Here is a 24,279-nt window from a genome sequence, read left to right as displayed (position 1 = left end):
TGTTGACGAATGGTTTGAAACGCTCCCGGGCCTCTTTTTTCGGAAGAACAAGCATGATGAGTCTGCAAAAAACCAATTTTTACACGGAGCCACAAAGATCACAAAGAAAAAAATTTCGAATTATAGAGTTTCCCCTTCGTGACTTTGTGTCTTCGTGTGAGACAGGACTTTTCCCCGACTTTATCAAATATGGTTATTGAAAAAATGGCTCAAATCGGGTAAAGTCAGCATTCATTATGTCTGCCATGAATGAAACAGGATCTACCCAATCCGGCCGGCGAAAAGGCCTCACCAGAAACGTCGTTATCCTCGGATTCGTCAGCCTCTTGAATGACGGCGCATCGGAGATGATCTACCCGCTCCTGCCGGTCTTTCTCACTGCCGTGCTGGGCGCGGGGCCCGCGGCGCTCGGGATCATCGAGGGCATCGCCGAGTCTACGGCATCGTTTCTGAAACTCACCTCCGGCTACCTGTCGGACCGGGTGAAGCGGCGCAAGGGCTGGATCGTTGCCGGTTATTCCATTTCGAACGTGATCCGGCCGCTCATTGCCGTTGCCACCTCCTGGCCCCAGGTTCTGGCGCTCCGTTTCTCGGACCGTGTGGGTAAGGGGCTGCGCACATCGCCGCGCGACGCCATCATCGCCGACTCAACGCTGCCGGAGTTTCGGGGCATGGCCTACGGGTTCCACCGGGCCATGGATCACGGCGGCGCAATTATCGGTCCGCTCCTCGCGACCGGTCTGCTTCTGGTCCTCCAAGACACTCCCCAGGAGAACCTCAAGACGCTTTTCCTGCTGTCGTTCATCCCCGGCTTGCTGGCAGTGCTCCTGCTCTTTGCCGGGTTAAAGGAAAGCCCGGCGGACGGTCCGTTGCCTGTTCCATCGAGCGGATTCAACTTCAGGGCTGCGTGGGCGGGCATGCCTGCGGGATTCCGAAAGTATCTCGCGATCGTCCTGGTCTTCACGCTCGGAAACTCGACGGACGCGTTCCTGCTCCTGCGTGCCCAGCAGCTTGGCGTGCCGATAGCGCTTTTACCCGCGATCTGGGTGGCGCTCCATGTGGTAAAAATGGGGTTCTCGGTCCCGGGCGGCATCCTGTCAGACCGAATCGGCAGAAAAAAAGTGATCGTCACGGGATGGATCGTGTACGCGCTGGTCTACGGGGGATTCGCGTTCGCGAGCAGCCAGTGGCATGTCTGGGCTTTGTTCATGGTGTACGGGATATACTTCGGTTTGACCGAAGGGGTGGAGAAGGCGCTCGTCGCTGACTTTGCCCCGACGCATCTGCGCGGCTCCGCCTTCGGCCTCTATCACCTGGCTGTGGGGTTCGGCGCGTTTCCCGCCTCGCTGCTTTTCGGCCTGGTCTGGCAGAAGTTCGGCGCGGCCACAGCATTCGGCATGGGCGCGGGGCTGGCGATGCTGGCGAGCTTGATGCTGTCGGGGCTGGCGGTCAAGACGCTGGAAATCAGAAATGGCATCTGAGGTGATAAAATATGCCATCCGAGTTTTACAAAAACGGTCATTCCCGAAGGTTTAATCGGGAATCTGATTTATGGAGCAGAGAGTACAGCGACAGATCCCCGATAGAAGCACTCGGGGATGACGAAGGAAAGAACAAAAGAAAGAGGTAAATCATGTCAACCTATACCGTGGCGATCAGCGGGGCATCAGGCGCTCCTTATGCCTACCGGGTACTTCAGAGGCTCATTAAGGAGGGGCACAACATCTACCTCTGCATTTCCGGCGACGGGCTCTCGATCCTGAACGACGAGACCGGGCTTTTGCTCAAGGGCTCGGAGACCGATATTCAGTTCGCGCTTGAGAGGCACTTCGAGGCAAAAGAAGGGCAGATCACGTACTTTGATGAAGATTATATGTACGCGACCATCGCGAGCGGGTCGGTCAAGGTGGACGCCATGGTCGTGATACCCTGCTCCATGAAAACGCTGGCGGCCATCGCGAATGGCTTTGCATCGAACCTTATTGAGCGCGCCGCGGACGTCATGATCAAGGAAAAACGGAGACTCATCCTCGTGCCGCGCGAGACGCCGCTTTCGGCCATCCATCTCAGGAACATGCTCACCCTCGCAGAGATCGGGTGCCATATCATCCCGGCCATGCCCGCATTCTATCATCACCCCAAACACATTTCAGACATGGTGGACTTCATCGCGGGAAGGGTACTTGACAGCATGGGGGTCGAGAACGATCTTTCGCCGAGGTGGGGGATATGATCTAATTGCGGAATGTGGATTGCGGAGTGCGGATTTAAAGGGCGTTGCGTTTTGAAAATTTACAATTTCAAATTTCCAATTTTCAATTTCCAATAAAGGTCAGCGATCAGTATCGATTCTGACCGTTTATGCGTTGTACTCCGTCCCGCCGCTCTCTCCGAGGTTCTTCATCCAGGTGTCGAGCGTCGTCGAGTCCTGCTTGGCGATCACCTCTTCTTCCACAAACACGGGCGCATTGATGCGGATCGCGATCGCAATGGCGTCGCTGGGACGGGAATCGATATGGAATTCCTTGTTGTTGTGCAGAAGATAGAGCGATGCGTAGAACGTATTCTCGATAAGGTCGCTGATGACCACGCGGGCGATCTCGACCTCCAGGCGGTCGAAGATAGTGACGATCAGGTCATGGGTGAGGGGACGGGCAGGTTTGACGTTGCTCATGGCCAGGGCAATGGAGTTTCCCTCCGCGGCCCCGATCCAGATCGGGAGGATCTTCTTTCCTGTTTCATCCTTCAAAACGACGATATAACTGCTGTTTCTGCTGTCGAAGAGGATGGTATTTACGTTCATCTGGACCCACATACGGGTTTGCGCCTCTTTTTATAAAATACCACACGGATTTTGCTAAGTAAAGGGATTATTTTATTGACTTTTATTGAAGATACGATATACTTTCTTGCTTGTAATGTGCATGAATTGCCTGTTTCACGGGTAATTCATGATCTGATGTCGAAGCGCGGTTCCCCTCACCTCGGTCCTCTCCCTTGGGGGATAGGAAGGAATAATGTATACCCTCGCTCCAGCGGGGAGAGGGTGAGGAAAAATCATTCATGAAACAAACCCTGACTGAAATCCTGCTCCAGGCCCTTACGCGGGCCAAAGAAAAGGGAGAACTGAAGCTCGACACGTTGCCGGCAATCACGCTTGACACCCCAAGGGAAAAGAGCCACGGAGACCTTGCCACAGCGCTTGCCATGACCCTGGCAAAGCCGGAGTCCAGGCCGCCCCGGAAGATCGCCGAGATCATTATTGCCAATATCCAGGACGAGGACGGGATCATCGCGAAGACCGAGATCGCGGGTCCCGGGTTTATCAATTTTACCTTTAAGCAGGACCGGTGGAAGAAGACGCTCTTTGACATAGATTCGGAAGGCCCCGGTTACGGACTGAAGAACATCGGCCAGGGAGAACGGGTGCTCCTGGAATTCGTGAGCGCGAACCCGACCGGACCCCTTCACGTCGGGCACGGCAGGGGCGCGGCGATCGGCGATGCCTTGGGGAATCTGCTTGCCGCGGTAGGGTATGATGTCACCCGGGAGTTCTACATTAATGATGCAGGCCGACAGGTCCGGCTTCTTGCCCAGTCGGTCTATGCGAGGTATCAGCAGGCGCTCGGCAACAATGTGCCGTTTCCCGACGACGGATACCACGGAAGCTACATCGAAGAGATCGCCCAGGGCTTCATCACGCTCCACGGCAAGAACTATCTGAATGTTCCCTTTGAGGAATGCGTTCACCAGTTCGGCGACTACGGAAAAGAAACGATGCTTGCCGACATCAGGATCGACCTTGAGTCCTTCGGCGTACGGTTCGACACCTGGTTCAGCGAGGCAGCGCTTCTCAAGGACGGCTCGGTGCAGCAGTCCATCGATGAACTGATGGAAAGCAGGAACTGCTATGAACAGGACGGTGCCCTGTGGCTGCGCTCGACCACCTTTGGCGACGATAAAGACCGAGTGGTGACGAAAAAGGACAAGAGCTACACCTATCTTGCCACGGACATCGCTTATCACCGGAACAAGCTTGGCCGGGGGTTCACGACGCTCGTGAACATCTGGGGAGCGGACCATCACGGCTATATCCCGCGCGTGCAGGCAGTGATCCAGGCCTTCGGCCATCCCAAAGATTCGCTCCATGTGCTGCTGGTCCAGCTTGTCTCGATCCTGCGCCACGGCCAGCCCGTGCCCATGTCGAAGCGGGCAGGGAACTTCGTGACGCTTCGGGACGTGGTGCAGGACGTGGGCAGCGGCGCGGCACGGTATATTTTTCTCACCCGGCGGTCCGACAGCCATCTGGACTTCGATCTCGACATTGCCAAGGAGCAGTCGCGGGAGAACCCGGTGTACTACGTGCAGTACGCGCACGCCCGGATCGCGAGCCTGTTCCGCGAGGCCGAGACCAGGAACATCAGTATCCCGAAGAGCGATGTTGTTGATCTTTCGCTGCTTGATCTCGAAGAAGAGCGGAACATCATCAAGGCGCTCGCGAAGTATCCGGAGATCATCGAAGAGGCGGCCCTGGCATACGAGCCGCACCGGCTGACGTTTTATCTCCAGGACCTCGCCGGTTTGCTGCATAACTATTATTTCAAGCACCGGGTCATTACCGAGGACCTCAACCGGACCGCCGTCAAGTTGTTCCTGATGAAACAGGTGAAGACGGTGATCCAGAGCGCGCTGAAGATCCTTGGCGTGAATGCGCCGGAGAGAATGTAGCGAGTGTAACGAGTGCGGAATGCGGAGTAATGAAAATCCGCAAGCCTGTTACTCCGCACTCCGAATTCCGCACTCCGCACTGAGAACAGTGTTCAATTTTTCTTTAATTAAAACGGACCCTGCGTCTTCCGCCCGCCTGGGCAAAATGACGACCTCCCACGGCGAGGTCAATACCCCGGTGTTCATGCCCGTGGGCACGCAGGCCACGGTCAAGACGCTTTCGCCGGCGGACCTCGTGGACCTCGGCGCGGAGATCATCCTTTCGAACACGTACCATCTGTTCCTGAGGCCGGGTCATGAGCTGATCAAGGAGCTCGGCGGGATCCAGAAGTTCATGGGCTGGAATAGACCGGTCCTTACGGACAGCGGGGGGTTCCAGGTCTTCAGCCTTGCGGAACTCAGGAAGATCACGGAAGAGGGGGTTACGTTCCAGTCCCCCCTTGACGGCGGCGCCAAGCACCTGATTACGCCTGAGTACGCCGTGGAGATCCAGGAGGCGCTCGGCGCGGACATCATCATGGCCTTTGATGAGTGCACGCCGTACCCGGCGACCCGGGATTATGCCCATGAGTCGCTTGAGCGCACGCTTCGCTGGGCAAAACGATGCCGTGATGCGAAAAAAGACACGGGCCAGGCGCTGTTCGGCATAGTTCAGGGCGGGATCTACCCCGATCTTCGAAAGCACTCCGCGGAGGCGCTTGTTGATACAGGCTTCGACGGGTATGCGATCGGCGGACTGTCCGTGGGAGAGACCAAGCCCATGATGTTCGAAATGCTGTCGGCGACGGTCCCCTCGCTTCCCGGGGACCAGCCCCGGTATCTGATGGGGGTCGGGACGCCGGAAGACCTCGTGGAAGGGGTTGACCTCGGAATCGATATGTTCGACTGCGTGATGCCGACGCGGAACGCCCGGAACGGAACGTTCTTCACCTCGTTCGGCAAGGTGGTGATCAGGAACGCCCAATACGAATGTGATCATCGACCGATCGATCCCGGGTGCGGCTGTTATACCTGCGGGAACTTCACCAGGGCTTATTTGCGGCACCTGTTCAATGCAAGTGAGACATTGGCATTGCGGCTCGGGACGATCCATAATATTTATTTCTATCTCAACCTGATGCGAAACATCAGGCTGAGCATCGGGCAGGGGAGGTTCAGGGAATTCAAAAAAGAATTTTTAACCAAAAGAGAATCGCAGGACAGTTCAATCTTCGTTGACTGAATTGTTTAGATCGAGTCGTAATAAAATGGTCATTCCCGAGGGTTCAATCGGGAATCCGGTTTTTTGAAGCAGGAAAAATAAAATCAGATCCCCGATGGAATCATTCGGGGATGACGGAGAAAATAAGGATTCCATCGACAGGAGGCAACACTATGTTTATCGCAACAGCGTATGCAATGGGAGCGCCGGGAGGCGATGCGGCGGCCCAGGGAGGCGGCGGGTATCAGGGCATCATCATGATGGTCGTGATCTTCGCCATCTTCTACTTCATCATGATCCGCCCCCAGCAGAAGAAGATGAAAGAGCACAAAAAAATGCTGGATGCGATCAAGAAGGGCGACGAGATCGTCACGGCAGGCGGCATCTATGGCACGGTCGAGGGGGTGAATCCCGATACCCTCACGGTCAAGATCGCTGAAGGCGTTAAGATCAAGGTCACCCGCGGTTCGGTGGGGGATGTCGTGAAGCCGGAAGAAGGGAAGAAGTAGATCGATCCATGGGCATTGTTGCAACAGCGGACGCATGGGCCGCAGAGGAAAACTGAAATCAGGTTTTCACTCGTGACATTCGTATAATGTGCAGCTAATCTTTGTTGCGTTTTAGGAGGCAGTATATGAAGAAGAGTATTCAATGGAGACTGGCGCTCATCGCCCTTTCAGTCGCGGTCGCTCTGTTTTTGTTCGTGCCGTCAACGCCATTGTCGGCGGGGCTGCCGGACTGGTGGAAGCAGAGCGTGCCCAAGATCTCGCTGGGACTTGACCTCAGGGGCGGCAGCCACCTGGTGATGGAGGTGGATACTGCCAAGGCAGTGGAGTCATCCGTGGACAATATTGTGGCTGATCTCCAGACCACGGCGGCGTCGCAGAAGCTCGCAGTGGTCTTCAGCAGGTCGGGTCAGGACATCACCGCAAAATGCGACGATGCAATCGCCGAGAACGTCGAGAAACTCGTAAAAGGCAGCTATGCCATCATCGACATGAAAAACCAGTCCAAGGGCGAGATGGTCTATGCCATGAAAGCGGCCGAGGTCAGGCGGCTCAAGGAATGGGCTGTCACGCAGGCGCTTGAGCGCACCCGCCGGAGGGTGGACAAGTATGGTGTTGCAGAACCTGCCATCTACCGGCAGGAGAACGATCAGATCGCGCTGCAGCTTCCGGGCGTGAAAAACCCGCAGGAGGCGATCTCGTTCATCAAGACCGCCGGCAGGCTGGAGTTCAAGATGCTGAACACCACGGATGACGCGCAGAAGGCGCTGGCAGGCGAGGTCCCTGTTGACAGCGAACTGCTCTATGGCGAGGACGTGGACGAGAGCGGTAAGGTCATCAAGCGACCGTATCTCGTGTATAGTCAGACGCTCCTGACCGGCGACCGGTTGAAAGAGGCCAAGGTCGGCATCGACCAATTCAACAAGCCGGCGATCTCCATTTCATTCGACAACGAAGGAGCGAAGATCTTCGACCGCGTCACCGGAGACAACGTGGGCAAGCAGCTGGCCATCGTGCTTGACGGGGTGGTGCACTCCGCGCCGCGCATCCAGGACCGGATCAGCGGCGGCAACGCCCAGATCACCGGGAACTTTACGCATGACGAGGCCGCGAAGCTCGCGATCGTTTTGCGCGAATCGCTTCCGGCGCCCATGAAGATCGTGCAGAACGTGACCGTGGGCCCGTCTCTCGGCCAGGATTCCATCGACAAAGGCGTGAAAGCGGCGCTGTTCGGAGGAGCGTTCGTCCTCATTTTCATGGTTGTTTACTACCGGATGTCGGGGCTTATCGCGGACTATGCCGTGGTCCTGAACATGGTGCTGCTCCTGGGCGCCATGGCGCTCCTGAATGCAACGCTCACCCTGCCGGGCATCGCGGGCATCATCCTTACCATCGGCATGGGCGTGGACTCGAATGTGCTGATGTTCGAGCGCATTCGCGAGGAGATCCGCGCAGGCAAACAGCCGAGGCCCGCGGTCGACTCGGGCTACGACAAGGCGTTCCTGACGATCCTCGACTCGCATGTGACCACGCTTATCACGGCGGGAGCCCTGTTCCTGTTCGGTACGGGCGCCATTAAGGGATTCGCCGTGACGCTCAGTCTCGGCATCATCATCAACCTGTATTCCGCCCTTGTCGGCACCAAGGTGATCTTTGATATCATCAACTCGAAGTGGAAGCTGGAGAAATTGAGCATTTAAAGAAAAAATAATCAAGATTTACCACAGAGTACACGGAGGTAAGTCCGTTCTTTATAATAGCTTTTCTCCGAGCCCTCTGTGATCTCTGTGGTTAAAATAATTGTATTTTGGAGGTTGAAATGCTTCAAATATTGCATAAGACAAATATCGATTTCATGGGCTGGAAAAACGTCTCATTTGCCGTCTCGGGCCTGCTGATCGCCCTCGGCATCGTCGGTCTGATCCAGGTCAGCCGGGGCAAGGCGAACCTCGGCATCGACTTTGTGGGCGGCACCACAATGCAACTCAGCTTCAAAGAACAGATGCCGGTGGAAAAAGCGCGCGCTGCCCTCGATAAGAACGGATTCATAGGCGCCTCAATCCAGCAGGTCGGAGAAGGGAACAAGATCCTGATCAGGCTCCGGGAGTCCGAGGGGACATCGGAAAAGATCCAGAACCTCTTCAGGCAGGAGTTCCCGAACAATGCCTTTGAGGTCGATAGCATCATGGAGATCGGGCCGGTGATAGGCAAGGCGGTCCAGCGCGACGCGCTCGTGGCCATCACGGTCTCGATGATAGCCATCATTCTCTATATCGCGTTCCGGTTCGAGTTCAAATTCGGCGTGGCAGCCGCTATTGCGACCATGCACGATGTTTTTGCCGTTCTCGGTATCTTCTACATTTTGAATTGGGAGATCAACCTGCTGATCGTGACCGCGCTGCTTACGCTTGCGGGTTATTCTCTCACGGACACGGTGGTGGTCTTCGACCGGATCAGGGAGAACCTGAAGCGCAACAAGAAGGATGCGTTGCCTCAGCTGGTGAACTACAGCATCAACGAAGTGCTGTCCCGGACGATCATCACTTCGCTCACGGTGGTCATCGTGCTCATCCCGCTCGTACTCTTCGGAGGAGAGGTGCTGCATGATTTCTCGCTTGCGTTGCTCATGGGCGTGATTATTGGGACCTATTCGTCGATTTTCGTGGCCAGCCCCATCCTGGTGGTGTGGCAGGCAAAGTTGGGCGGACGATTGATCACGAAGTGAGGTGTAATGGGTCTTCTAATCATAGATTTTACACCAACTGAGTTGTCATCCCCGGACGGTTCCATCGGGGATCTGGTTCTTATACCGGATTCCCCCCGGCTACAAGCTTACCGGGGCAGGCTTATGAGGCCTCGGGAATGACCATCGAGACCTGTAATAACGATTGATGTCAAACAATCATACGCCTGTCATAACGATCGCCGGCGCCGATGCCTCGGTGCTTGTGGAAACCGATCTCATGCAGCTGACGTGCGGGACCCGCGGCTGCGATTCCACCTGTTGCAAGGCGAGCGCTCCGATCGTCCTTAATCCCTACGAGATTGCACTCGTTTGCCGCGAAAGCGACATGAGCTATGAAGACCTGCTCGACGTTGTCGATACAGAGCGGGCAAACGGTTTTCCTCTGGTCATGCTGCCGCGTGACCCTGTTTGCCACTTCTGGACGGAGAACGGCTGCCGCATCTATAAGGCACGGCCGCTGGCATGCAGGCTCTTTCCGATAGGTCGCGTGTATAACGACATGCAGTCCAGGTTCGTCCTTCCGGGACAGAATCTTTGCGACGGTCTTGCGACTGAGCCCGCAGGAACCGTGGATGATTACCTAAAGACCCAGGATGCAGCCCTGCAGATCCGGATGGCGGACCGATGGATCGATTTTGTGAATGAGATCGAAAAGCTGCCGCTTCCGGATAAACCGGTCACCTCTGTTGCATTCCACCTGTTCGTCTACAGCCCTGACACACCGCCTGCTCCTTCCTCCGGGATCGCCGACGCATTAACCTCTCCTGAAGAACGCTTCATCCTGCGCCTTGAAACCGCGTTGGCCCAGTTGCCCCGCTTCCTTTGTCGTAGCTAACGTTATCAGAGAGATAGTCCGCCGGGTCTCAGGCATAACTTCACTTGACATGCCCGGCAGGGGGCACTATTATAATGTGCGGGTCAAAGCGACATCGTGAAGACCATCGCTCAAAAAAAATGAGTTACCTAAATAAAATCATCTCACTTTCCGTGCTTCTGATAGTTTCAGCGTGTGCGGCCGGCAAGACGCCCCATCCCGGCATACCTGATGCGCTTTCTTCGAGATTCACGCTGACTGCTGACGATGCTGAACAAGGATTCAAGGAAGGCCGGGACGCTTGTAAAGCGGGAAACGCCGAGAACGCACTCATCATCGCGCACCGGATCAGTGAACTCTATCCGGATACTCCCTGGTATAAACGTTCATTGTTCCTTACGGAACAGGCACTCATCCAGCTTGACCGGCCCTCCGAGGCCAACGCGTCCATGCTCCGCGTGCAGGCGGAATATCCCGAGCTTGCCGACTACGCTGTCTTTCTGCTGGCGGATTATCACTTTGCCAAGGCCCGGTATTCGGAGGCGGCCGCCTTGTACGAGCAGGTGAGCGAGCGGTATCCCGGCAGTTCGCTTATCGCGCGCGCAGCGTTCAAGCGGGGCCAGGCGCTTCTCGAATCGTACGCCTATCCCGAGGCCGCAGTGGTCTTCGAGGAATTCCTGCAGAACAATCCACGCTCCGAATTCGCGCCTGCCGCCGGTCTGGGACTCGGACGCGCACTGACCGCGGAAGCGGACCTTGCGCGGGCAGTGCGGGCCTACCAGGATGTCTGGGTAAGATATCCCGGCGATCCGAACGACCAGCAGGTTGAAAAAGCACTTTCAATCCTTAAGGCAGGCGGTGTTGAAATCCCCGAACTCGCATCCGCAGAATTATACGAACGCGGCAGAAATCTGTTCCGGATCAGTCTGCATGACAAAGCAGTTGAGACCTTCACGAAATTTCTGGATAAAGAACCGGACTCCCCGGACCGGCCGGACGCGCTCTATCGCACCGGGGTATCGCTTTATTATCTCGGGAAACGGGGAGAGGCCTCGGTCATCCTTGAAAAAATGATACGGGAATATCCCTCCGATGAGAGGGTCTCCGAGGCGCTCTACTGGCTGGGGAGGTCTTACAGCAAGCTAGGCGACTGGGACCGGGGGGTGCAGACCTTCCAGAAACTTCTTGATGACTTCCCCGGGAGCGAATGGTGTGATGACGCACTATTCCTTACCGGTAACATCTACCGGGAAGCCGGTGATATGGAGAAGGCGCTTCAGTATTACACCAGACTGGTGAAAGAGTATTCCGACAGCAAGTTCGCGGACAGCGCCATCTGGTGGAAAGCATGGTGGCACTACACTTCCGGCGACTATGTGAACGCGGAAAACACCTTCCAGGACCTAATCAACCGCTATCCCCGATCGTTCCTGGTGAATCAGGCCCGCTACTGGCAGGGCAGGACAGCGGAAAAACGTGAAGAGACCGCCCAGGCAGTTGGATACTACAGGCAGGTTCTCAAGAAAGGCCCCTATACCTACTACGGGCATCGGGCAGCCGAACGAATGGCGGCGCTGGGATCTGAAGCGGGTGTACAGACAAACGATGCCGCCGATACGGCGACCGCGTTCGTTGAAGCCCCGTTTATTGATGACGAGCCGGATGATTTTGGACGTGAGAATGAGCCCGCTCTCTGGACGGAAGAAATAATGCAGATGCTCTCGTCGGAACAACCGTTCAGAAAGATCTTTGAGCTCGTGCATCTTGATATGAAGGCAGAGGCGGCAGCGGAATTGTGGTCGCTGAAGGACAAGGTGCCGAGAAGGCGCATCGCTCTCATGGAATTAAGCAAGGTTTTTTTCGAGCTGGGAGATTATTATCGCTCCCTTATCATCGTGCTTCGGGGTTACGAACGCTTTCTTGAGCGTCCGACACCCGGCATGACTGATAATCTGTGGCTCCTTGCTTATCCGCAGGGCTACTGGGACAGCATCGTCACGTATGCCGGAAAGTTCAAGCAGGACCCCTACTTTATAGCCGCCATTATCAGGGAGGAGAGCCAGTTCCGTCCCGATGCGCTCTCTTCCGCCGGAGCGCGGGGGCTGATGCAGGTGATGCCGGCCACCGGGAAGTGGGCCGCCCAGCTGAACGGGCTTCCAGAATTTGATCGGGAAAAGCTCTTTGACTCCGACACAGCCATCAATATCGGGACCTGGTATGTCAGTCATCTCATGAAACAGTTCCGGAACAACCCGCTCCTGGTTGCGGCGGCCTATAACGCGGGACCCGAGGCGGTCCAGGGATGGATCGCAAAGAACGGGTCGCACGGAGAGTGGGACTTGTTTGTCGAGATGATACCCTATGCCGAGACCAGACGCTATGTGAAAAAAGTGTTGCGTAACTATGCCGAATACAAGCGGATCTACGCCAAGACCACAGGAGTTGCGGATTAAGTCGGGGGAAGACGACATGAAAGACCTTGCGGAAAAATTTACCGAGATCGAGAGAAGGATCAAGAAGCTGGTGGACGAAAATCGTTCACACAAGAAGCGCGTTCGGGAGCTTGAAAAGGAGCTTGCCCAGTCGCGTCATGACACAAAGAAGTCGGCTCAGGTTCAGGATAAGCATCTCGACCTCAGGAAGAGGGTCGAGAAAATACTCAAGGACCTTGAGGGGGTTGAGACCAAGAAGGCTGATTCCGTCAGGTAGCTTGTGACGCATTCAGGCGACGACAGGGCACGAACAAAGCTTGGTTGATTAAAACGGATCGAATAACTGCCCAATGGGGACGCCCTCTTTTCATACTAATCAGACAAGGATCGTTGCAGACACATTTCTTTATGAACATCGTTACAGCTCGCAATCTCATAAAAGACTATAACGGCTTCCGGGCAGTTCCGTAGGTTGGGCTGAACGTTCTTTGTAAAGCCCAACGTGTTAACCGGGAAGCTGTTGGGCAAGATGAGTCGTTTTGCCCAACCTACGCGACTTTGGCATGAATCGTGATTGGATGAGATGTTGAATTGGCAAGAAGAACTTCCTGTACGTATGAACTTGCGAGGAAATCGAAATGTGTAAGTTTCATATCAGTAGGTTCCTCTCATTGATCATGGACATTGTACGATTTGCGGGGTGTTTCGATGCGGCTATCGAGGTGAAGGGGATCGCCGAGTATTGCAGTTGACGGCTTCCTTTTTCATATGTTATTATACGTCATAAGAACAAGGAGACACATAATGTTATCGACCCTGAAAGAGGCCATGAAGACACTGAAAACCACACAACCGCTCCAGAAACGAAAAAAAAGCGTTTCTGACGGCATGCTGGGAAAGTATGCAGACATTCTGCCGAAGGAAAAGATGTCCGCACAGTTCGTCCGGGAGCAGCGGGCATCTGCCTATGGTAAGGTGAAGAAGTAGCTCATGGATATCCCCAAGGTCCTCCTTGATACGGATGTTGTCGTCAACTGGCTGGTTCAGGAGCTTGAAACTCAATCTGGAAAAGAGCTCTGGAAAGCACCGCATGAAATCGTGCGGCGTGCTGAGAATAAGTCGATATCCGCTTTCATCTCTTTGACGACCCTCATGGAAGTCCGGTATCTTCTGCGGAGAAAGAAGGCTTTTTCGTCAAGCCAGGTAGAGGAAGATCTTGCCGAAATCACCTCAGTCATTGATGTTCTAATTCCAGATGAAATCAGCCTGCTTAAGGCAAATACCTTACAGGCGGTGTACCCTTTGGATCCCTTTGATGCAATCCACCTTTCTCTCTGCATGGGACTGGAACCCATGACCCTCGTATCTCGTGACAGTGTCTTCATTTCTTTATCGAAAAAATTAGTCCTTGCACAGACTCCTGAAGAGTTCATCGGTTCTCTCTAACAGCTGCAAATCATTTCCCATGGACATCGTCACTGCACAAAATCTCATAAAAGACTACAACGGCCTTCGCGCCGTCGATGGTATCGACTTTGCCATTCAACAGGGTGAGTGCTTCGGCTTTCTTGGCCCGAACGGGGCAGGGAAGACCACGGTCATGCGCATCATTTCCTGTTTCATGCCGCCGACGTCGGGCACGGTCACGGTCTTCGGCAGGGACGTTACTGTTGAGCAGAGCGACATCAAAGCCCGTCTCGGCATCATGCCGCAGGATGACAACCTCGACCCTGATCTATCCGTGACCGAGAACCTCGTTGTGTATGCGAGGTACTTTGATATCAAGAAGAAAGGCAGTATGCGGCTTGTCCGCGAGCTGCTTGAATTCGCGGAGCTCCAGGACAAGGCGAATGCAAAGATCGACCAGCTTTCCGGCGGCATGAAGCACCGGCTCCTGCTCGCCCGCTCGCTCGTGAACAACCCTGAGATCCTGCTCCTCGACGAACCCACGACCGGACTGGATCCGCACAGCAGGCGGGCGGTCTGGGACAAGCTGAACACGCTGAAATTCCAGAATACCACGCTCCTGCTCACGACCCATTACATGGAAGAAGCGGAGAAACTCTGCGATCGCGTAGCGATCATGGACTCGGGAAAGATCGTGACGATCGACTCTCCGGCGAACTTGATGGTACTGCACGGCGGCAACCTTGAAGGAGTGTATCTCAAACTGACGGGGAGGAGCCTTGCGGATTAAGCGCGTATTCAGCGTCTGGCAACGGCACTGGCTGGTCTATACCAAACTGTATAAGACGAGCTTTGCGCTCAACTTCTTCGAACCGGCCCTGTACCTGGTGGCGATGGGATTCGGTCTCGGCGCATTCGTGCAGGACATCCATGGCCGGCCCTATATCAATTTTATTGCGCCGGGCATTGTGGCGTCCTCATCGGTCTTTGCGGCGGTTTACGAATGCACCTATGGCACCTATATTCGCATGACGTTCCAGAAGACCTTTGACGCCATCCTCGCGACGCCGGTGAACCTCGATGATCTTGTTGCAGGGGAGCTCATCTGGGGCGCTACCAAGAGCGTGATCTTTGGAATTACAATAATGATAGTGATCGCCCTGTTCGGTCTTGTTGATTCGCCTCTTATCCTGCTTGCGATACCATTTGTCTTCCTGGGCGGGCTTATCTTTGCCGAACTTTCGGTCATGTTCTGCGCGATGGTGCCGGGCATCGATTCATTCAGTTATTTCTACACGCTCTTCATGACCCCGCTGTTCCTTTTTTCCGGCATCTTTTTCCCGCTGGATGCCATGCCGCACGTGGTTGCCCGTCTCGCCTTCTTTTCGCCGCTGTATCACCTTGTCAATATCTGCCGCGCCTTTTCAGCGGGCAGCATAAGCACCGAGATCGGGAGTATGATATGGCTTGTCGTTGCTGTTATCCTGCTTGCACCGTTCCCGTTCAAATTTATGAAGAAGAAGATCATTGTATAAGCTGACGGCTGTTAATGTTATTTCATTTCTAAACTTGACACGTTAGTGAAAATCTTTGTCGCACGCCATTCCCACTTATCTGTCATTCCCGAGCGTTCCTATCGGGAATCCGGTTATTCTTTCAACACCAGATCCCCGATAAAGGCATTCGGGGATGACAGTTTATTGGTTTGCGGCTAAAGGCTGCGCTGTGATGAGTAAATACGACACGGACAGGTAAGTGTGTTATAATTTCAAAAGTCAGAGAGTGTTCATAATGAGTGAGGTCGATTTACATGGATAGTACAAAATTTAATGACAAGGTCCAGTCCGTAATCAAAGAACCATTAACAGCACAAGGGGTCCAGATTTTACAGGTGAATCTTGGATACCGATGTAACATGGCGTGCACCCATTGCCATGTATCCGCTGGTCCCGCCCGATCGGAATCAATGCCGCGGGAGACCGTGGAGGAGGTGCTGCGCGTTCTGTCCGATAACCCGATTGAGACTCTGGACATTACCGGAGGGGCTCCGGAACTTCATCCTCATTTCCAAATGCTCGTTACCCGCGCGAAGATGGCAGGTAAAAAAGTAATCGTTCGCACGAATCTTTCCGTATTACTGGAAAAGGGGCAGGAAGGTCTTCCGGAATTTTACCGGGACCACGGTGTGGACCTTGTCGCTTCGCTTCCCTGCTACCGGGAAGAGAACGTTGACGCGGTGAGGGGCAGCGGAGCTTTTAACAAGAGCATCAGGGCCCTTCGCGTTCTTAATCGCGTGGGATTCGGAATCGGGCCGGACGGCCGGTCGATCACCCTGGTCTACAATCCCCGGGGCGCTTTTCTGGCGCCTGCGCAGCGCGCACTGGAAGCGGATTATAAGAGAGAGCTGATGTGCCGACATCAGGTGACATTTAACCGTTTGTTCGCTTTTACCAATATGCCGGTGGGAAGATTTCGAGAGGCACTGATCAGAAATGATAATCTGGAAATCTACCAGGAAATGCTTGCTTCGGCGTTCAATCCCGCCACGCTCGAAACCGTCATGTGCCGTTCACTGGTGAGCATTGGATGGGACGGCCGACTGTATGACTGCGATTTTAACCAGGCGCTCGGTCTTGGCGTGGATCGCGGTGTTCCGACGCATATCAGTGACTTTGACCATGCCGCACTTTCCCGGCGTACTATTTCCGTGGATGACCATTGCTTCGGGTGCACGGCAGGGCAGGGGTCGTCATGTTCAGGCGCGATGACATTGCACATGGCCGCCTGCTGAAGAATACTTGAACTACTGAGGTTCAACGTTCCAGGTTCACGGTTCAAGGTTGGAAAACCGTTTAAACCATGAACCGTGAACCTGACAACCTGAGTAATAAGGACCCATGCATGGAACAGCATCCCTTAATTTATCCTCAAGACGACCATAATCAGAGGCTTCTCAACAATGTACATCCCGCAGGATGGAGAAACCCCGAGCCTGCTCCGAGATATAACCTTGTAGTGATCGGCGCAGGCACGGCGGGGCTGGTAACTGCTGCCGGGGCGGCAGGGCTGGGGGCAAAGGTCGCGCTCATTGAACGTCATCTTATGGGTGGGGATTGCCTGAATGCCGGTTGCGTCCCCTCAAAGGGGCTCATCCGGGCAGGCCGCGCCGCTTACGCGGTGAAGACTGCCGGAAAATTCGGCATAACCTGCGGCGCAGGCGCAGGGATCGATTTCGGCAGGGCCATGGAACGCATGCGGCGGATCAGGGCCGGGATCAGCGCACATGATTCTTTTGAACGGTTCAGCAAAGAGCTCGGCATTGACGTCTTTCTCGGCAAAGGAACATTCATCGGTCCCGACAGTATCGAGGTGGACGGCCTGCGACTTCGCTTTAAAAAAGCCGCCATCTGCACCGGCGCGCGGGCAGCTGCCCCGCCTATTCCCGGGATAGAGGAGACGGGATACCTTACCAATGAGAACGTCTTCTGGCTGACCGGGCTTCCGAAAAGACTCCTGGTGATCGGCGGCGGTCCCATCGGCTGTGAGTTGTCCCAGGCTTTTGCCCGCATGGGAAGCGAGGTGACCATCATTGAGACTGCCAACCATCTGCTTGTACGCGAGGACGCTGACGCCGCGGAGTTGGTCCAACAGTCCATGCTGCGTGACGGCGTCAAACTGTCCCTGAACGCGAAGATCCTGAAAACGGAGAAGCGGGGCGCTGATAAGGTCATCACGCTTGAGCAGGGAGGAAAGACGGTGGAACTGACCGGAGACGAGATACTGGTAAGCGTGGGCCGTGCCCCGAACGTGAACGGGATGGGTCTTGAAGCAGCGGGGATCGCCTTCGATCCGGGGACGGGTGTGATGGTGAACGATATGCTCCAGACATCAAACCCGCGCGTGTATGCTGCCGGGGACATTTGCTTTCCTTACAAGTTCACGCACACCGCCGACGCCCTGGCGCGCATCGTGATCGCGAACGCGTTGTTCAAGGGCAGACAGAAGACGTCCTCCCTTGTGGTCCCCTGGTGCACGTACACGGACCCGGAAGTGGCCCATGTGGGAATGTACGAAACAGACGCTCATGACAAGGGGATCGAGGTCCTTACGCTTACCGTGCCCCTTTCAGAAGTTGACCGGGCGCTTCTGGATGGTGAAGCCGAAGGGTTTGCCAGAGTGCATTTGAAGAAGGGGAGTGACAAGATACTCGGCGCTACCATTGTCGCGAGCCATGCAGGTGAAATGATCAATGAACTGTCTCTTGCCATCACCGCGGGGCTCGGTCTTTCGGCCATCGGGAAGACCATCCATCCCTATCCAACCCAGGCCGAAGCAATCAAGCGGCTGGCTGACGTGTACAACCGGACGAGGTTAACACCGTTCATCAAGAAGCTTTTCACGGCATGGTTGAAATGGCAGCGATCATAAAAGGCAGGAGATATTTTGGGTAGCAAAAAGCTCATTCTCGCGGTAATCATTGCAGCGCTCATCGCGCTGTTCTTCGTATTCGACCTCGGAAGGTTCCTTACCCTGGAATCGCTCAAGGCCAACCGCGATGCGCTGACCACGCTCTATCAGAAGAACCGTTTCGCAATGGCCGGTGCATTTATCGCCATCTACATCATCCAGACAACGCTCTCTCTACCCGGAGCCGCGATCCTCTCCCTCGCGGCAGGCGCCATATTCGGCGCTGTCATGGGGACCCTGTACGTCAATATCGGCGCCACAATCGGCGCGACCCTGGCCTTCTTGGTGGCCCGTTATCTGTTCCACGATGTGATTGAGAACAAATTCGGACCGCGTCTTGAAAAAATAAACAGGGAACTCGAGACAAGAGGGTTCAACTACCTCCTGTTTCTGCGGCTGGTCCCGGTCTTCCCCTTCTTCCTGATCAACCTCGGGGCAGGACTCACGAAGATCCCTCTGCGCACATTCTTCTTTGGGACCATGATCGGCATTATTCCTGGCAGTTTCGTATTCTGCAACGCCGGCGCCAGCCTTGCCACGATCACCAGCATGAGCGAGGTCGCATCGCCCCGTGTGCTCTGGTCCTTTGCCCTGCTGGGACTATTCGCCCTGGCGCCTATGCTATATCAGAAGTTCAAACGGAAACAGGAGGGAGTCAAGCAATGACAGATATGGTGAAACTGGAAAAGCTTGCGAAACTGGTCCGCTACTGGAGCCTGGTTTCGACAACCGAGGCAGGCTCCGGACATCCCACCTCGTCCCTTTCCGCTGCTGATCTGATGGTTGGTTTGATGTTCGGCGGCGCGTTTCGGTTCGACGCGGACAGACCGAAGCACCCGAACAATGACCGGCTGATATTTTCAAAGGGCCATGCATCGCCTCTCTTTTACGCTCTCTGGCTTGCCGCCGGGAAGGTGACCGTAACGGAGATGATGACCTTGCGAAAATTCGGCAGTCCTCTGGAAGGCCATCCGACACCGGCGTTTACGTATACTGAAGCGGCAACCGGTTCGCTCGGTCAAGGGCTTTCGATCGGCGTGGGAATGGCCCTGAACGCGAAGTATCTCGACAAGCTTCCCTACCGCACCTATGTGCTGCTCGGCGACAGCGAGATGGCCGAGGGATCACAATGGGAGGCCATGGAGATCGCCGCGTATTACAAGCTGAATAACCTCGTCGGTGTTCTCGACGTGAACCGGCTTGGACAGCGCGGGGAGACCATGTATGGCCACGATATGGACATCTATAAGAAAAAAGCTTCCGCTTTTGGATGGGAGCCGATCGTTATCGACGGGCATCATTTGCCGCAGGTCCTTACTGCCTATGAACAAGCAGGGAGGGTCCATGATAAGCCGGTCATGATCATCGCAAAGACCGAAAAGGGGAAGGGCATATCGTTCATCGAGGGCAGGAACGGCTGGCACGGCAAGGCGCTCAAAAAAGATGAACTCCTTCGCGCGCTTGAAGAGCTCGGTCCGCTTGATCTAACGATCCGCGGCGAGATGCAGAGACCGGAGGATGTCAAGCCGAAGAACCGGAAAGCTGAGAAGGCCAAACCGCTCTCGTACGACGGGGGCAAGCCGGTGTCCACAAGGCATGCCTACGGCACAGCGCTCGAGCGGATATACCCTCAGTATCCTGATATCGTTGTTCTGGATGCCGAAGTCGGCAACTCGACCTTTGCCGAGATATTCAAGAAGACCTGGCCTGACCGGTTCTTCGAGATGTTCATCGCGGAGCAGAACATGGTCGGCTCCGCCCTGGGCCTGTCACTGCGCGGGAGGATCCCGTTCGTGTCCACCTTCGCCGCATTTCTCACGCGTGCTTTTGACCAGATAAGGATGTGCCAGTACTCTGATTCCAACATCAAGTTCTGCGGATCTCACGCGGGCGTATCAATAGGGGTGGACGGTTCTTCGCAGATGGGGCTCGAGGACATCGCCATGTTCAGGACCATTCTGAACAGCGTGGTCCTGTATCCCTCGGACGCGGTGTCCGCGGAAAAGCTGGTGGAAGAGGCGGCACGGCACAAGGGGATCGTCTATCTCCGTACGACACGCGAAGACATGCCGATTCTTTACCGGAACGACGAGGTGTTCCGCATCGGCGGCAGCAAGGTCCTGAAGAGAAGCACGAAGGATGTCGCCACGGTGGTCGCGGCAGGGATCACGCTTCATGAGGCCCTCGCTGCCCATGACGAATTGAAAAAGGACGGTATCTTCATCACGGTGATAGACCTGTACAGCATCAAGCCCATCGATGTTCGGACGCTTACCGAGGCCGCGCGGGCCACGAAGAGGATCATTACCGTGGAAGACCATTTTGCCGAAGGGGGCATCAATGAAGCGGTCAGGAGTGCGCTCGCCGGCGTTGCCGTCGCCATTCATTCCCTGGCAGTGCGAAAGATGCCGAAGAGCGGGCAGCCGAAGGAACTTCTTGACTATGAAGAGATATCGAGAAAAGCTATCATAAAAAAAATAAAGGAGATTCTATGAGACCGAGCAATATGAAAACAAGAATATTTCTGGATGGAGGGAACCCAGAAGAAACGAAAGCAGTGCTCGAACAGATCGGGTTTCTTGACGGACAGACCACCAACCCCACGCTTATCGCGAAAAACCCGGAGGCCCGGAAGCGGTTGGAGCAGGGTAGCAAATTCAGCAAGGAGGAGATATTCACCTTCTACCGGGAAGTCGTCAATACGTTATCCAGTCTCATCCCCCAGGGTTCGGTTTCCATCGAGGTCTATGCCGATGCAGCAACAAATGCCGGGGAAATGCTGAAGCAGGGCAAGGAGATGTTCGACTGGGTCCCGAACGCTCACATCAAGTTTCCCACGTCCCGGGAAGGCCTGAAGGCGGCAGAGCAGGCTGTCAAGGCCGGGCTCCGGGTGAATATGACGCTGGTGTTCACCCAGGAACAGGCCGCGGCAGTGTATGCGGCAACACTGGGTGCGCGCAAAGAACAGGTGTTCCTCTCGCCGTTCATCGGCCGCCTCGATGACCGCGGAGAGAACGGCATGGACCTGATCGCCAACATCATCAGGATGTATCAGCAGGGCGATGGCCACGTGGAGGTGCTGACCGCGAGCGTCAGGAGTCTCGACCATTTTTTGTATGCGCTCAAACTCGGCTCCGATATCATCACCGCACCGTTCGAAATGATCAAGATATGGGGGGAGAAGGGGCTCACCATCCCCGGCAATGAGTACCACTATGACACAAAAGGACTGAAGGCGATCCTGTACCGAGATTACGATCTCTCGAAGCCCTGGGAATCCCATGACATCAGACATGACCTGACGGAAAAGGGCATGGAAAGGTTTTCGGCGGACTGGAACGCGTTGATAAAATAAGTATGCGCAAAACAACGGGAAGAGCGTCCACATTTCCTGGGATGATGAGCGGTGCGGCATCCCATCGCACAGAGCCTTTGTGATGAGAAGATTCTTTCCGGCAAGACATCGGACTATCCAGAAGCGCGCTTTATTGATTTGCCTTGATTTCTCCCGAAGCACGTGGTATAGATGATTCATGGAAAAACATCGATGGTGATGAGGTATGAAGCATAAAGCAGATAAAAGCATCAATAAGCGTCACCCGGCGAACGTGAAGACAGCGAAACCTGTTTGCGGAACTCTTTCATACTTGGCTGAATGCAGGGGCGTCACGCAGAAGGCCGGCTCGATCCGGTCGGCGCCTCCTGAAAGTATCGACAAGATCGTAAGAAAATAGCCCGCCGTCCGAGCGTCACGGCGGGTTTACTGTTTTTTAAGGTTCTTCGCGACGAAAGGTTGAGTCAACAATGTGCGATCTGAAGGCGTATGTGAAAAAGCAGGGCAAAGAGGAACTGCTCCTTGAGTCGGTGAATAGTATTCGCGTTGAGAACGGCGAGGTCGTGATGCGCAACCTGTTCGGTGAGGAAAAGAAGATACGCGGAGCAGTGAGTGAGGTTTCCTTGGTCAAGAACCGTGTTGTGGTGGAAGCGTCCTGATATATGTTGACGCAAGTAGTATAATATTTCAAGGTGCGTAATCAGTCCAGTCTCACACAAAGCCACGAAGTCGCAAAGAAAGGCTTCAGGCCTTGTGTTTAAAGCGGATAGGATTTATTGAATTTCTTCGTGTCTTTGTGCCTTCGTGTGAGCAGATGGTTATAAGATCCTGAGAAGTTCCATGTTAAGAAGATGAGCAAAGAAGAGTTTCACGCCTTTTCAAAACGGTTATCTCCGCTACAATGGATAGCTCCTGCAGTCCGAACTCCTTCTTGAGAAGTCCAATATTGGAACGGTGCTGACCTATTGCGGCGGAAAGGTCTTTGGGATTTACCTGAAAAGTCACCATACCTGCCTTAGTCCTGCTCAAGCGCAATGCGGACCGCATTTTATCCAATAAGATCGAAGATTCCACCAGTTGCCTGAAAGCAGGATGATACGGCCCGGCTATGATCGTGCCGGGTTTTTCCAGTTCCTCTGTCGGCTGCAGCCCGATCCTTATCACGTCGATTCCCGCCAGTTCGAATCTTTCAAGGGCATCCCGACACAACGCCACTGCATCATCAAGCGAGAGCGGTATATAGCGCCCTGACGTATACAGGTCTTCAAGCGGTGTGTCTTTGATCACGAGAGCGGGATAGATCCTGACAAAGTCAGGCCTGAGCCCAATGACCGTGCCCACTGTTTTCATGAAACCATCGGCAGAATCACCGGGCAAACCGGGCATCAGCTGAAGGCCGATCAGGAAATCATAGGATCTTATCAGGCTTACCGCATTCACGGTATCGGTTGAAGTATGACCACGGCCGGAACGCGTAAGAACCGCATCATCCATAGATTGGACGCCGAGCTCAAGGGTGGTGACGTGATATTCCTTGAGCAGTGTGAGGACTTTGTTTGTGATGCAATCGGGCCGGGTGGAGAGACGGATGCCCTCGATTGTACCTGCGGTAATGAATGGCTGGACAGCGGTGAGATATGCTTTCTGCGTTTCAAACGGAAGGGCCGTAAAGCTTCCGCCGTAAAATGCCACGTGTGCGGGTTTCTCTGAGCTGCTGATGGCGAGGTACTCGGTTATCTTCTGAGGGATTGCTGAAGGAGCAACCGGCTTAGTTTGCCCGGTAATGTTCTTCTGGTTGCAGAACACGCATTGGTGCGGGCAGCCGGAATGAGGGATGAAGAAGGGGATGATCATGGTCGTATTGTACCGAAAAAATCAATGGGCGGATAGAGTTATTGTGGAGAAAACTGAATGAGCGGTGTGATGGTGGAATTGCAGCGTCAGTTCGGTCAACGCCGCCGTGCGGGGCGTGTTTCTCAGCGACCCTCTCGACGGCGTGGTTGAAACGTCTACGATGCTTTTTCAAGGCGTTCCGCCACCCAGACTTTGATAATTGACTGGCGGGGGACTCCGAGACGTTTTGCCTCTTTGTCCAATAATTGGATCATCCACACAGGGAAATCGACGTTTACTCGTTTCTGCTCCCGCTCGGGCCTTTTTGCCTTTTTCAAATCAAGGTGCTTCAAAATATCCGCACCTTCATCGAATTTCTTGTCGAAATCACGCGCTTTCACTTTCATATATATCCACCTCCTCTTTCCTAGATCGTCGCACCGATATAATTCTTACCTTATCGCCTCGATAGGTGATGACTCCCGACCAATGCTTCCCCTCTATCGTTGCAATCACCAGGTATCGTGGCTCATCAATGGTTTGAACGGGGATCTCAATGAGATCGGGGTCATCCCACAAAGCTTTCGCTTCATGGAAATCAAGCCCGTGCTTTTGTTTGTTGCTTTCGCTTTTCTTGGGGTCGAATTCGAATTCCATGGTATAGAAATTATACCTTAATTATACCGGCTGTCAAATGAATATTTTAAGGTTTTTGGAGGGGGATCGGTCGTGATTCGCTACTATTTGGAAAGAAACGTCGACAATACTATGGATATCCAACGTACAATAGCAGGCTGACACCTATAAAACC

General features: G+C 54.5%; 25 protein-coding genes. 21 read left to right on the top strand and 4 right to left on the bottom strand.

Annotated features, from left to right (window positions below; genetic code table 11):
* Positions 1 to 236: 236 nt before the first annotated feature.
* The gene (locus tag M0R70_08190) at positions 237 to 1,481 is read left to right on the top strand and encodes an MFS transporter (GenBank protein MCK9419341.1); all 1,245 of its coding nucleotides are present in this window, start codon (positions 237 to 239) and stop codon (positions 1,479 to 1,481) included.
* Positions 1,482 to 1,633: 152 nt separating this feature from the next.
* Complete coding sequence (locus tag M0R70_08185) at positions 1,634 to 2,233, top strand: UbiX family flavin prenyltransferase (GenBank protein ID MCK9419340.1); 600 nt, start codon at positions 1,634 to 1,636, stop codon at positions 2,231 to 2,233.
* Positions 2,234 to 2,359: 126 nt separating this feature from the next.
* Here the strand turns inward: M0R70_08185 and M0R70_08180 are convergent, their stop codons facing one another.
* The gene (locus tag M0R70_08180) at positions 2,360 to 2,803 is read right to left on the bottom strand and encodes a bifunctional nuclease family protein (GenBank protein ID MCK9419339.1); all 444 of its coding nucleotides are present in this window, start codon (positions 2,801 to 2,803) and stop codon (positions 2,360 to 2,362) included.
* Between the two features lie 260 nt (positions 2,804 to 3,063).
* On the opposite strand from M0R70_08180, the gene argS reads away from it, so the two are divergent.
* From argS to M0R70_08085, 19 genes are all read left to right on the top strand, one after another.
* Positions 3,064 to 4,728 carry an arginine--tRNA ligase gene (gene argS, locus M0R70_08175; protein ID MCK9419338.1) on the top strand — a complete coding sequence of 555 codons (1,665 nt, stop codon included), beginning with the start codon at positions 3,064 to 3,066 and terminating at the stop codon, positions 4,726 to 4,728.
* A gap of 145 nt (positions 4,729 to 4,873) precedes the next feature.
* The gene (gene tgt / locus M0R70_08170; GenBank protein ID MCK9419337.1) at positions 4,874 to 5,950 is read left to right on the top strand and encodes a tRNA guanosine(34) transglycosylase Tgt; all 1,077 of its coding nucleotides are present in this window, start codon (positions 4,874 to 4,876) and stop codon (positions 5,948 to 5,950) included.
* Positions 5,951 to 6,102: 152 nt separating this feature from the next.
* Positions 6,103 to 6,438 (top strand): preprotein translocase subunit YajC, encoded by a 336-nt coding sequence (gene yajC / locus M0R70_08165; protein ID MCK9419336.1) that lies wholly within the window; start codon positions 6,103 to 6,105, stop codon positions 6,436 to 6,438.
* Between the two features lie 125 nt (positions 6,439 to 6,563).
* Positions 6,564 to 8,135, top strand: coding sequence for a protein translocase subunit SecD (secD, locus tag M0R70_08160; GenBank protein ID MCK9419335.1), 1,572 nt, complete (start codon positions 6,564 to 6,566; stop codon positions 8,133 to 8,135).
* 119 nt (positions 8,136 to 8,254) lie between these two features.
* Positions 8,255 to 9,160 (top strand): protein translocase subunit SecF, encoded by a 906-nt coding sequence (secF, locus tag M0R70_08155; protein MCK9419334.1) that lies wholly within the window; start codon positions 8,255 to 8,257, stop codon positions 9,158 to 9,160.
* A gap of 166 nt (positions 9,161 to 9,326) precedes the next feature.
* Positions 9,327 to 10,016, top strand: coding sequence for a YkgJ family cysteine cluster protein (locus M0R70_08150; GenBank protein MCK9419333.1), 690 nt, complete (start codon positions 9,327 to 9,329; stop codon positions 10,014 to 10,016).
* A gap of 119 nt (positions 10,017 to 10,135) precedes the next feature.
* On the top strand, positions 10,136 to 12,448 hold the full coding sequence (locus M0R70_08145) for a tetratricopeptide repeat protein (protein ID MCK9419332.1): 2,313 nt from the start codon (positions 10,136 to 10,138) through the stop codon (positions 12,446 to 12,448).
* Positions 12,449 to 12,464: 16 nt separating this feature from the next.
* Complete coding sequence (locus M0R70_08140; protein ID MCK9419331.1) at positions 12,465 to 12,704, top strand: hypothetical protein; 240 nt, start codon at positions 12,465 to 12,467, stop codon at positions 12,702 to 12,704.
* 527 nt (positions 12,705 to 13,231) lie between these two features.
* The gene (locus M0R70_08135) at positions 13,232 to 13,414 is read left to right on the top strand and encodes a hypothetical protein (GenBank protein ID MCK9419330.1); all 183 of its coding nucleotides are present in this window, start codon (positions 13,232 to 13,234) and stop codon (positions 13,412 to 13,414) included.
* A gap of 3 nt (positions 13,415 to 13,417) precedes the next feature.
* Entirely contained in the window at positions 13,418 to 13,873 is a 456-nt protein-coding gene (locus M0R70_08130; protein ID MCK9419329.1) for a PIN domain-containing protein, read from the top strand.
* Between the two features lie 19 nt (positions 13,874 to 13,892).
* Positions 13,893 to 14,624: an ABC transporter ATP-binding protein gene (locus M0R70_08125; GenBank protein MCK9419328.1), complete on the top strand. Its 732-nt coding sequence runs from the start codon at positions 13,893 to 13,895 to the stop codon at positions 14,622 to 14,624.
* Positions 14,614 to 15,369: an ABC transporter permease gene (locus M0R70_08120; GenBank protein ID MCK9419327.1), complete on the top strand. Its 756-nt coding sequence runs from the start codon at positions 14,614 to 14,616 to the stop codon at positions 15,367 to 15,369. The genes M0R70_08125 and M0R70_08120 overlap by 11 nt, the downstream gene beginning before the upstream one ends.
* A 275-nt stretch (positions 15,370 to 15,644) precedes the next feature.
* Positions 15,645 to 16,625 (top strand): arsenosugar biosynthesis radical SAM protein ArsS, encoded by a 981-nt coding sequence (gene arsS / locus M0R70_08115; GenBank protein MCK9419326.1) that lies wholly within the window; start codon positions 15,645 to 15,647, stop codon positions 16,623 to 16,625.
* A 110-nt stretch (positions 16,626 to 16,735) separates the two neighbouring features.
* Positions 16,736 to 18,262: a mercuric reductase gene (locus tag M0R70_08110; protein ID MCK9419325.1), complete on the top strand. Its 1,527-nt coding sequence runs from the start codon at positions 16,736 to 16,738 to the stop codon at positions 18,260 to 18,262.
* Positions 18,263 to 18,277: 15 nt separating this feature from the next.
* Positions 18,278 to 18,967 carry a TVP38/TMEM64 family protein gene (locus tag M0R70_08105; protein MCK9419324.1) on the top strand — a complete coding sequence of 230 codons (690 nt, stop codon included), beginning with the start codon at positions 18,278 to 18,280 and terminating at the stop codon, positions 18,965 to 18,967.
* On the top strand, positions 18,964 to 20,796 hold the full coding sequence (locus M0R70_08100; GenBank protein ID MCK9419323.1) for a transketolase: 1,833 nt from the start codon (positions 18,964 to 18,966) through the stop codon (positions 20,794 to 20,796). The genes M0R70_08105 and M0R70_08100 overlap by 4 nt, the downstream gene beginning before the upstream one ends.
* A complete protein-coding gene (locus tag M0R70_08095; GenBank protein MCK9419322.1) occupies positions 20,793 to 21,656 on the top strand; it encodes a transaldolase in 864 nt (287 codons plus the stop codon). The genes M0R70_08100 and M0R70_08095 overlap by 4 nt, the downstream gene beginning before the upstream one ends.
* A gap of 205 nt (positions 21,657 to 21,861) precedes the next feature.
* On the top strand, positions 21,862 to 22,035 hold the full coding sequence (locus tag M0R70_08090) for a hypothetical protein (GenBank protein MCK9419321.1): 174 nt from the start codon (positions 21,862 to 21,864) through the stop codon (positions 22,033 to 22,035).
* A gap of 70 nt (positions 22,036 to 22,105) precedes the next feature.
* Positions 22,106 to 22,294 (top strand): CooT family nickel-binding protein, encoded by a 189-nt coding sequence (locus M0R70_08085; GenBank protein MCK9419320.1) that lies wholly within the window; start codon positions 22,106 to 22,108, stop codon positions 22,292 to 22,294.
* Between the two features lie 184 nt (positions 22,295 to 22,478).
* Here M0R70_08085 and M0R70_08080 read toward each other — a convergent pair whose 3' ends face one another.
* From M0R70_08080 to M0R70_08070, 3 genes are all read right to left on the bottom strand, one after another.
* On the bottom strand, positions 22,479 to 23,489 hold the full coding sequence (locus M0R70_08080) for a radical SAM protein (protein ID MCK9419319.1): 1,011 nt from the start codon (positions 23,487 to 23,489) through the stop codon (positions 22,479 to 22,481).
* 155 nt (positions 23,490 to 23,644) lie between these two features.
* The gene (locus M0R70_08075; GenBank protein ID MCK9419318.1) at positions 23,645 to 23,869 is read right to left on the bottom strand and encodes a BrnA antitoxin family protein; all 225 of its coding nucleotides are present in this window, start codon (positions 23,867 to 23,869) and stop codon (positions 23,645 to 23,647) included.
* Positions 23,856 to 24,125 (bottom strand): BrnT family toxin, encoded by a 270-nt coding sequence (locus tag M0R70_08070; protein MCK9419317.1) that lies wholly within the window; start codon positions 24,123 to 24,125, stop codon positions 23,856 to 23,858. Before M0R70_08070 ends, M0R70_08075 begins: the two co-directional genes overlap by 14 nt.
* Positions 24,126 to 24,279: the final 154 nt, after the last annotated feature.

The organism is Nitrospirota bacterium, from assembly GCA_023229435.1.
Classification (GTDB): domain Bacteria; phylum Nitrospirota; class UBA9217; order UBA9217; family UBA9217; genus JALNZF01.
The sequence above is the reverse complement of the archived record's forward strand: the minus strand, read 5'-3'. Positions and strand labels throughout refer to the sequence as shown.

Coding starts and splice junctions, on each gene's coding strand:
- arsS (MCK9419326.1), top strand. CDS start 15,645: ATGGATAGTACAAAATTTAATGACAAGGTCCAGTCCGTAATCAAAGAA.
- M0R70_08070 (MCK9419317.1), bottom strand. CDS start 24,125: ATGGAATTCGAATTCGACCCCAAGAAAAGCGAAAGCAACAAACAAAAG.
- M0R70_08110 (MCK9419325.1), top strand. CDS start 16,736: ATGGAACAGCATCCCTTAATTTATCCTCAAGACGACCATAATCAGAGG.
- M0R70_08185 (MCK9419340.1), top strand. CDS start 1,634: ATGTCAACCTATACCGTGGCGATCAGCGGGGCATCAGGCGCTCCTTAT.
- M0R70_08095 (MCK9419322.1), top strand. CDS start 20,793: ATGAGACCGAGCAATATGAAAACAAGAATATTTCTGGATGGAGGGAAC.
- argS (MCK9419338.1), top strand. CDS start 3,064: ATGAAACAAACCCTGACTGAAATCCTGCTCCAGGCCCTTACGCGGGCC.
- M0R70_08190 (MCK9419341.1), top strand. CDS start 237: ATGTCTGCCATGAATGAAACAGGATCTACCCAATCCGGCCGGCGAAAA.
- M0R70_08135 (MCK9419330.1), top strand. CDS start 13,232: ATGTTATCGACCCTGAAAGAGGCCATGAAGACACTGAAAACCACACAA.
- M0R70_08100 (MCK9419323.1), top strand. CDS start 18,964: ATGACAGATATGGTGAAACTGGAAAAGCTTGCGAAACTGGTCCGCTAC.
- M0R70_08080 (MCK9419319.1), bottom strand. CDS start 23,489: ATGATCATCCCCTTCTTCATCCCTCATTCCGGCTGCCCGCACCAATGC.
- M0R70_08130 (MCK9419329.1), top strand. CDS start 13,418: ATGGATATCCCCAAGGTCCTCCTTGATACGGATGTTGTCGTCAACTGG.
- M0R70_08125 (MCK9419328.1), top strand. CDS start 13,893: ATGGACATCGTCACTGCACAAAATCTCATAAAAGACTACAACGGCCTT.
- M0R70_08090 (MCK9419321.1), top strand. CDS start 21,862: ATGAAGCATAAAGCAGATAAAAGCATCAATAAGCGTCACCCGGCGAAC.
- M0R70_08180 (MCK9419339.1), bottom strand. CDS start 2,803: ATGAACGTAAATACCATCCTCTTCGACAGCAGAAACAGCAGTTATATC.
- M0R70_08145 (MCK9419332.1), top strand. CDS start 10,136: ATGAGTTACCTAAATAAAATCATCTCACTTTCCGTGCTTCTGATAGTT.
- yajC (MCK9419336.1), top strand. CDS start 6,103: ATGTTTATCGCAACAGCGTATGCAATGGGAGCGCCGGGAGGCGATGCG.
- M0R70_08150 (MCK9419333.1), top strand. CDS start 9,327: ATGTCAAACAATCATACGCCTGTCATAACGATCGCCGGCGCCGATGCC.
- secD (MCK9419335.1), top strand. CDS start 6,564: ATGAAGAAGAGTATTCAATGGAGACTGGCGCTCATCGCCCTTTCAGTC.
- secF (MCK9419334.1), top strand. CDS start 8,255: ATGCTTCAAATATTGCATAAGACAAATATCGATTTCATGGGCTGGAAA.
- M0R70_08140 (MCK9419331.1), top strand. CDS start 12,465: ATGAAAGACCTTGCGGAAAAATTTACCGAGATCGAGAGAAGGATCAAG.
- tgt (MCK9419337.1), top strand. CDS start 4,874: ATGACGACCTCCCACGGCGAGGTCAATACCCCGGTGTTCATGCCCGTG.
- M0R70_08085 (MCK9419320.1), top strand. CDS start 22,106: ATGTGCGATCTGAAGGCGTATGTGAAAAAGCAGGGCAAAGAGGAACTG.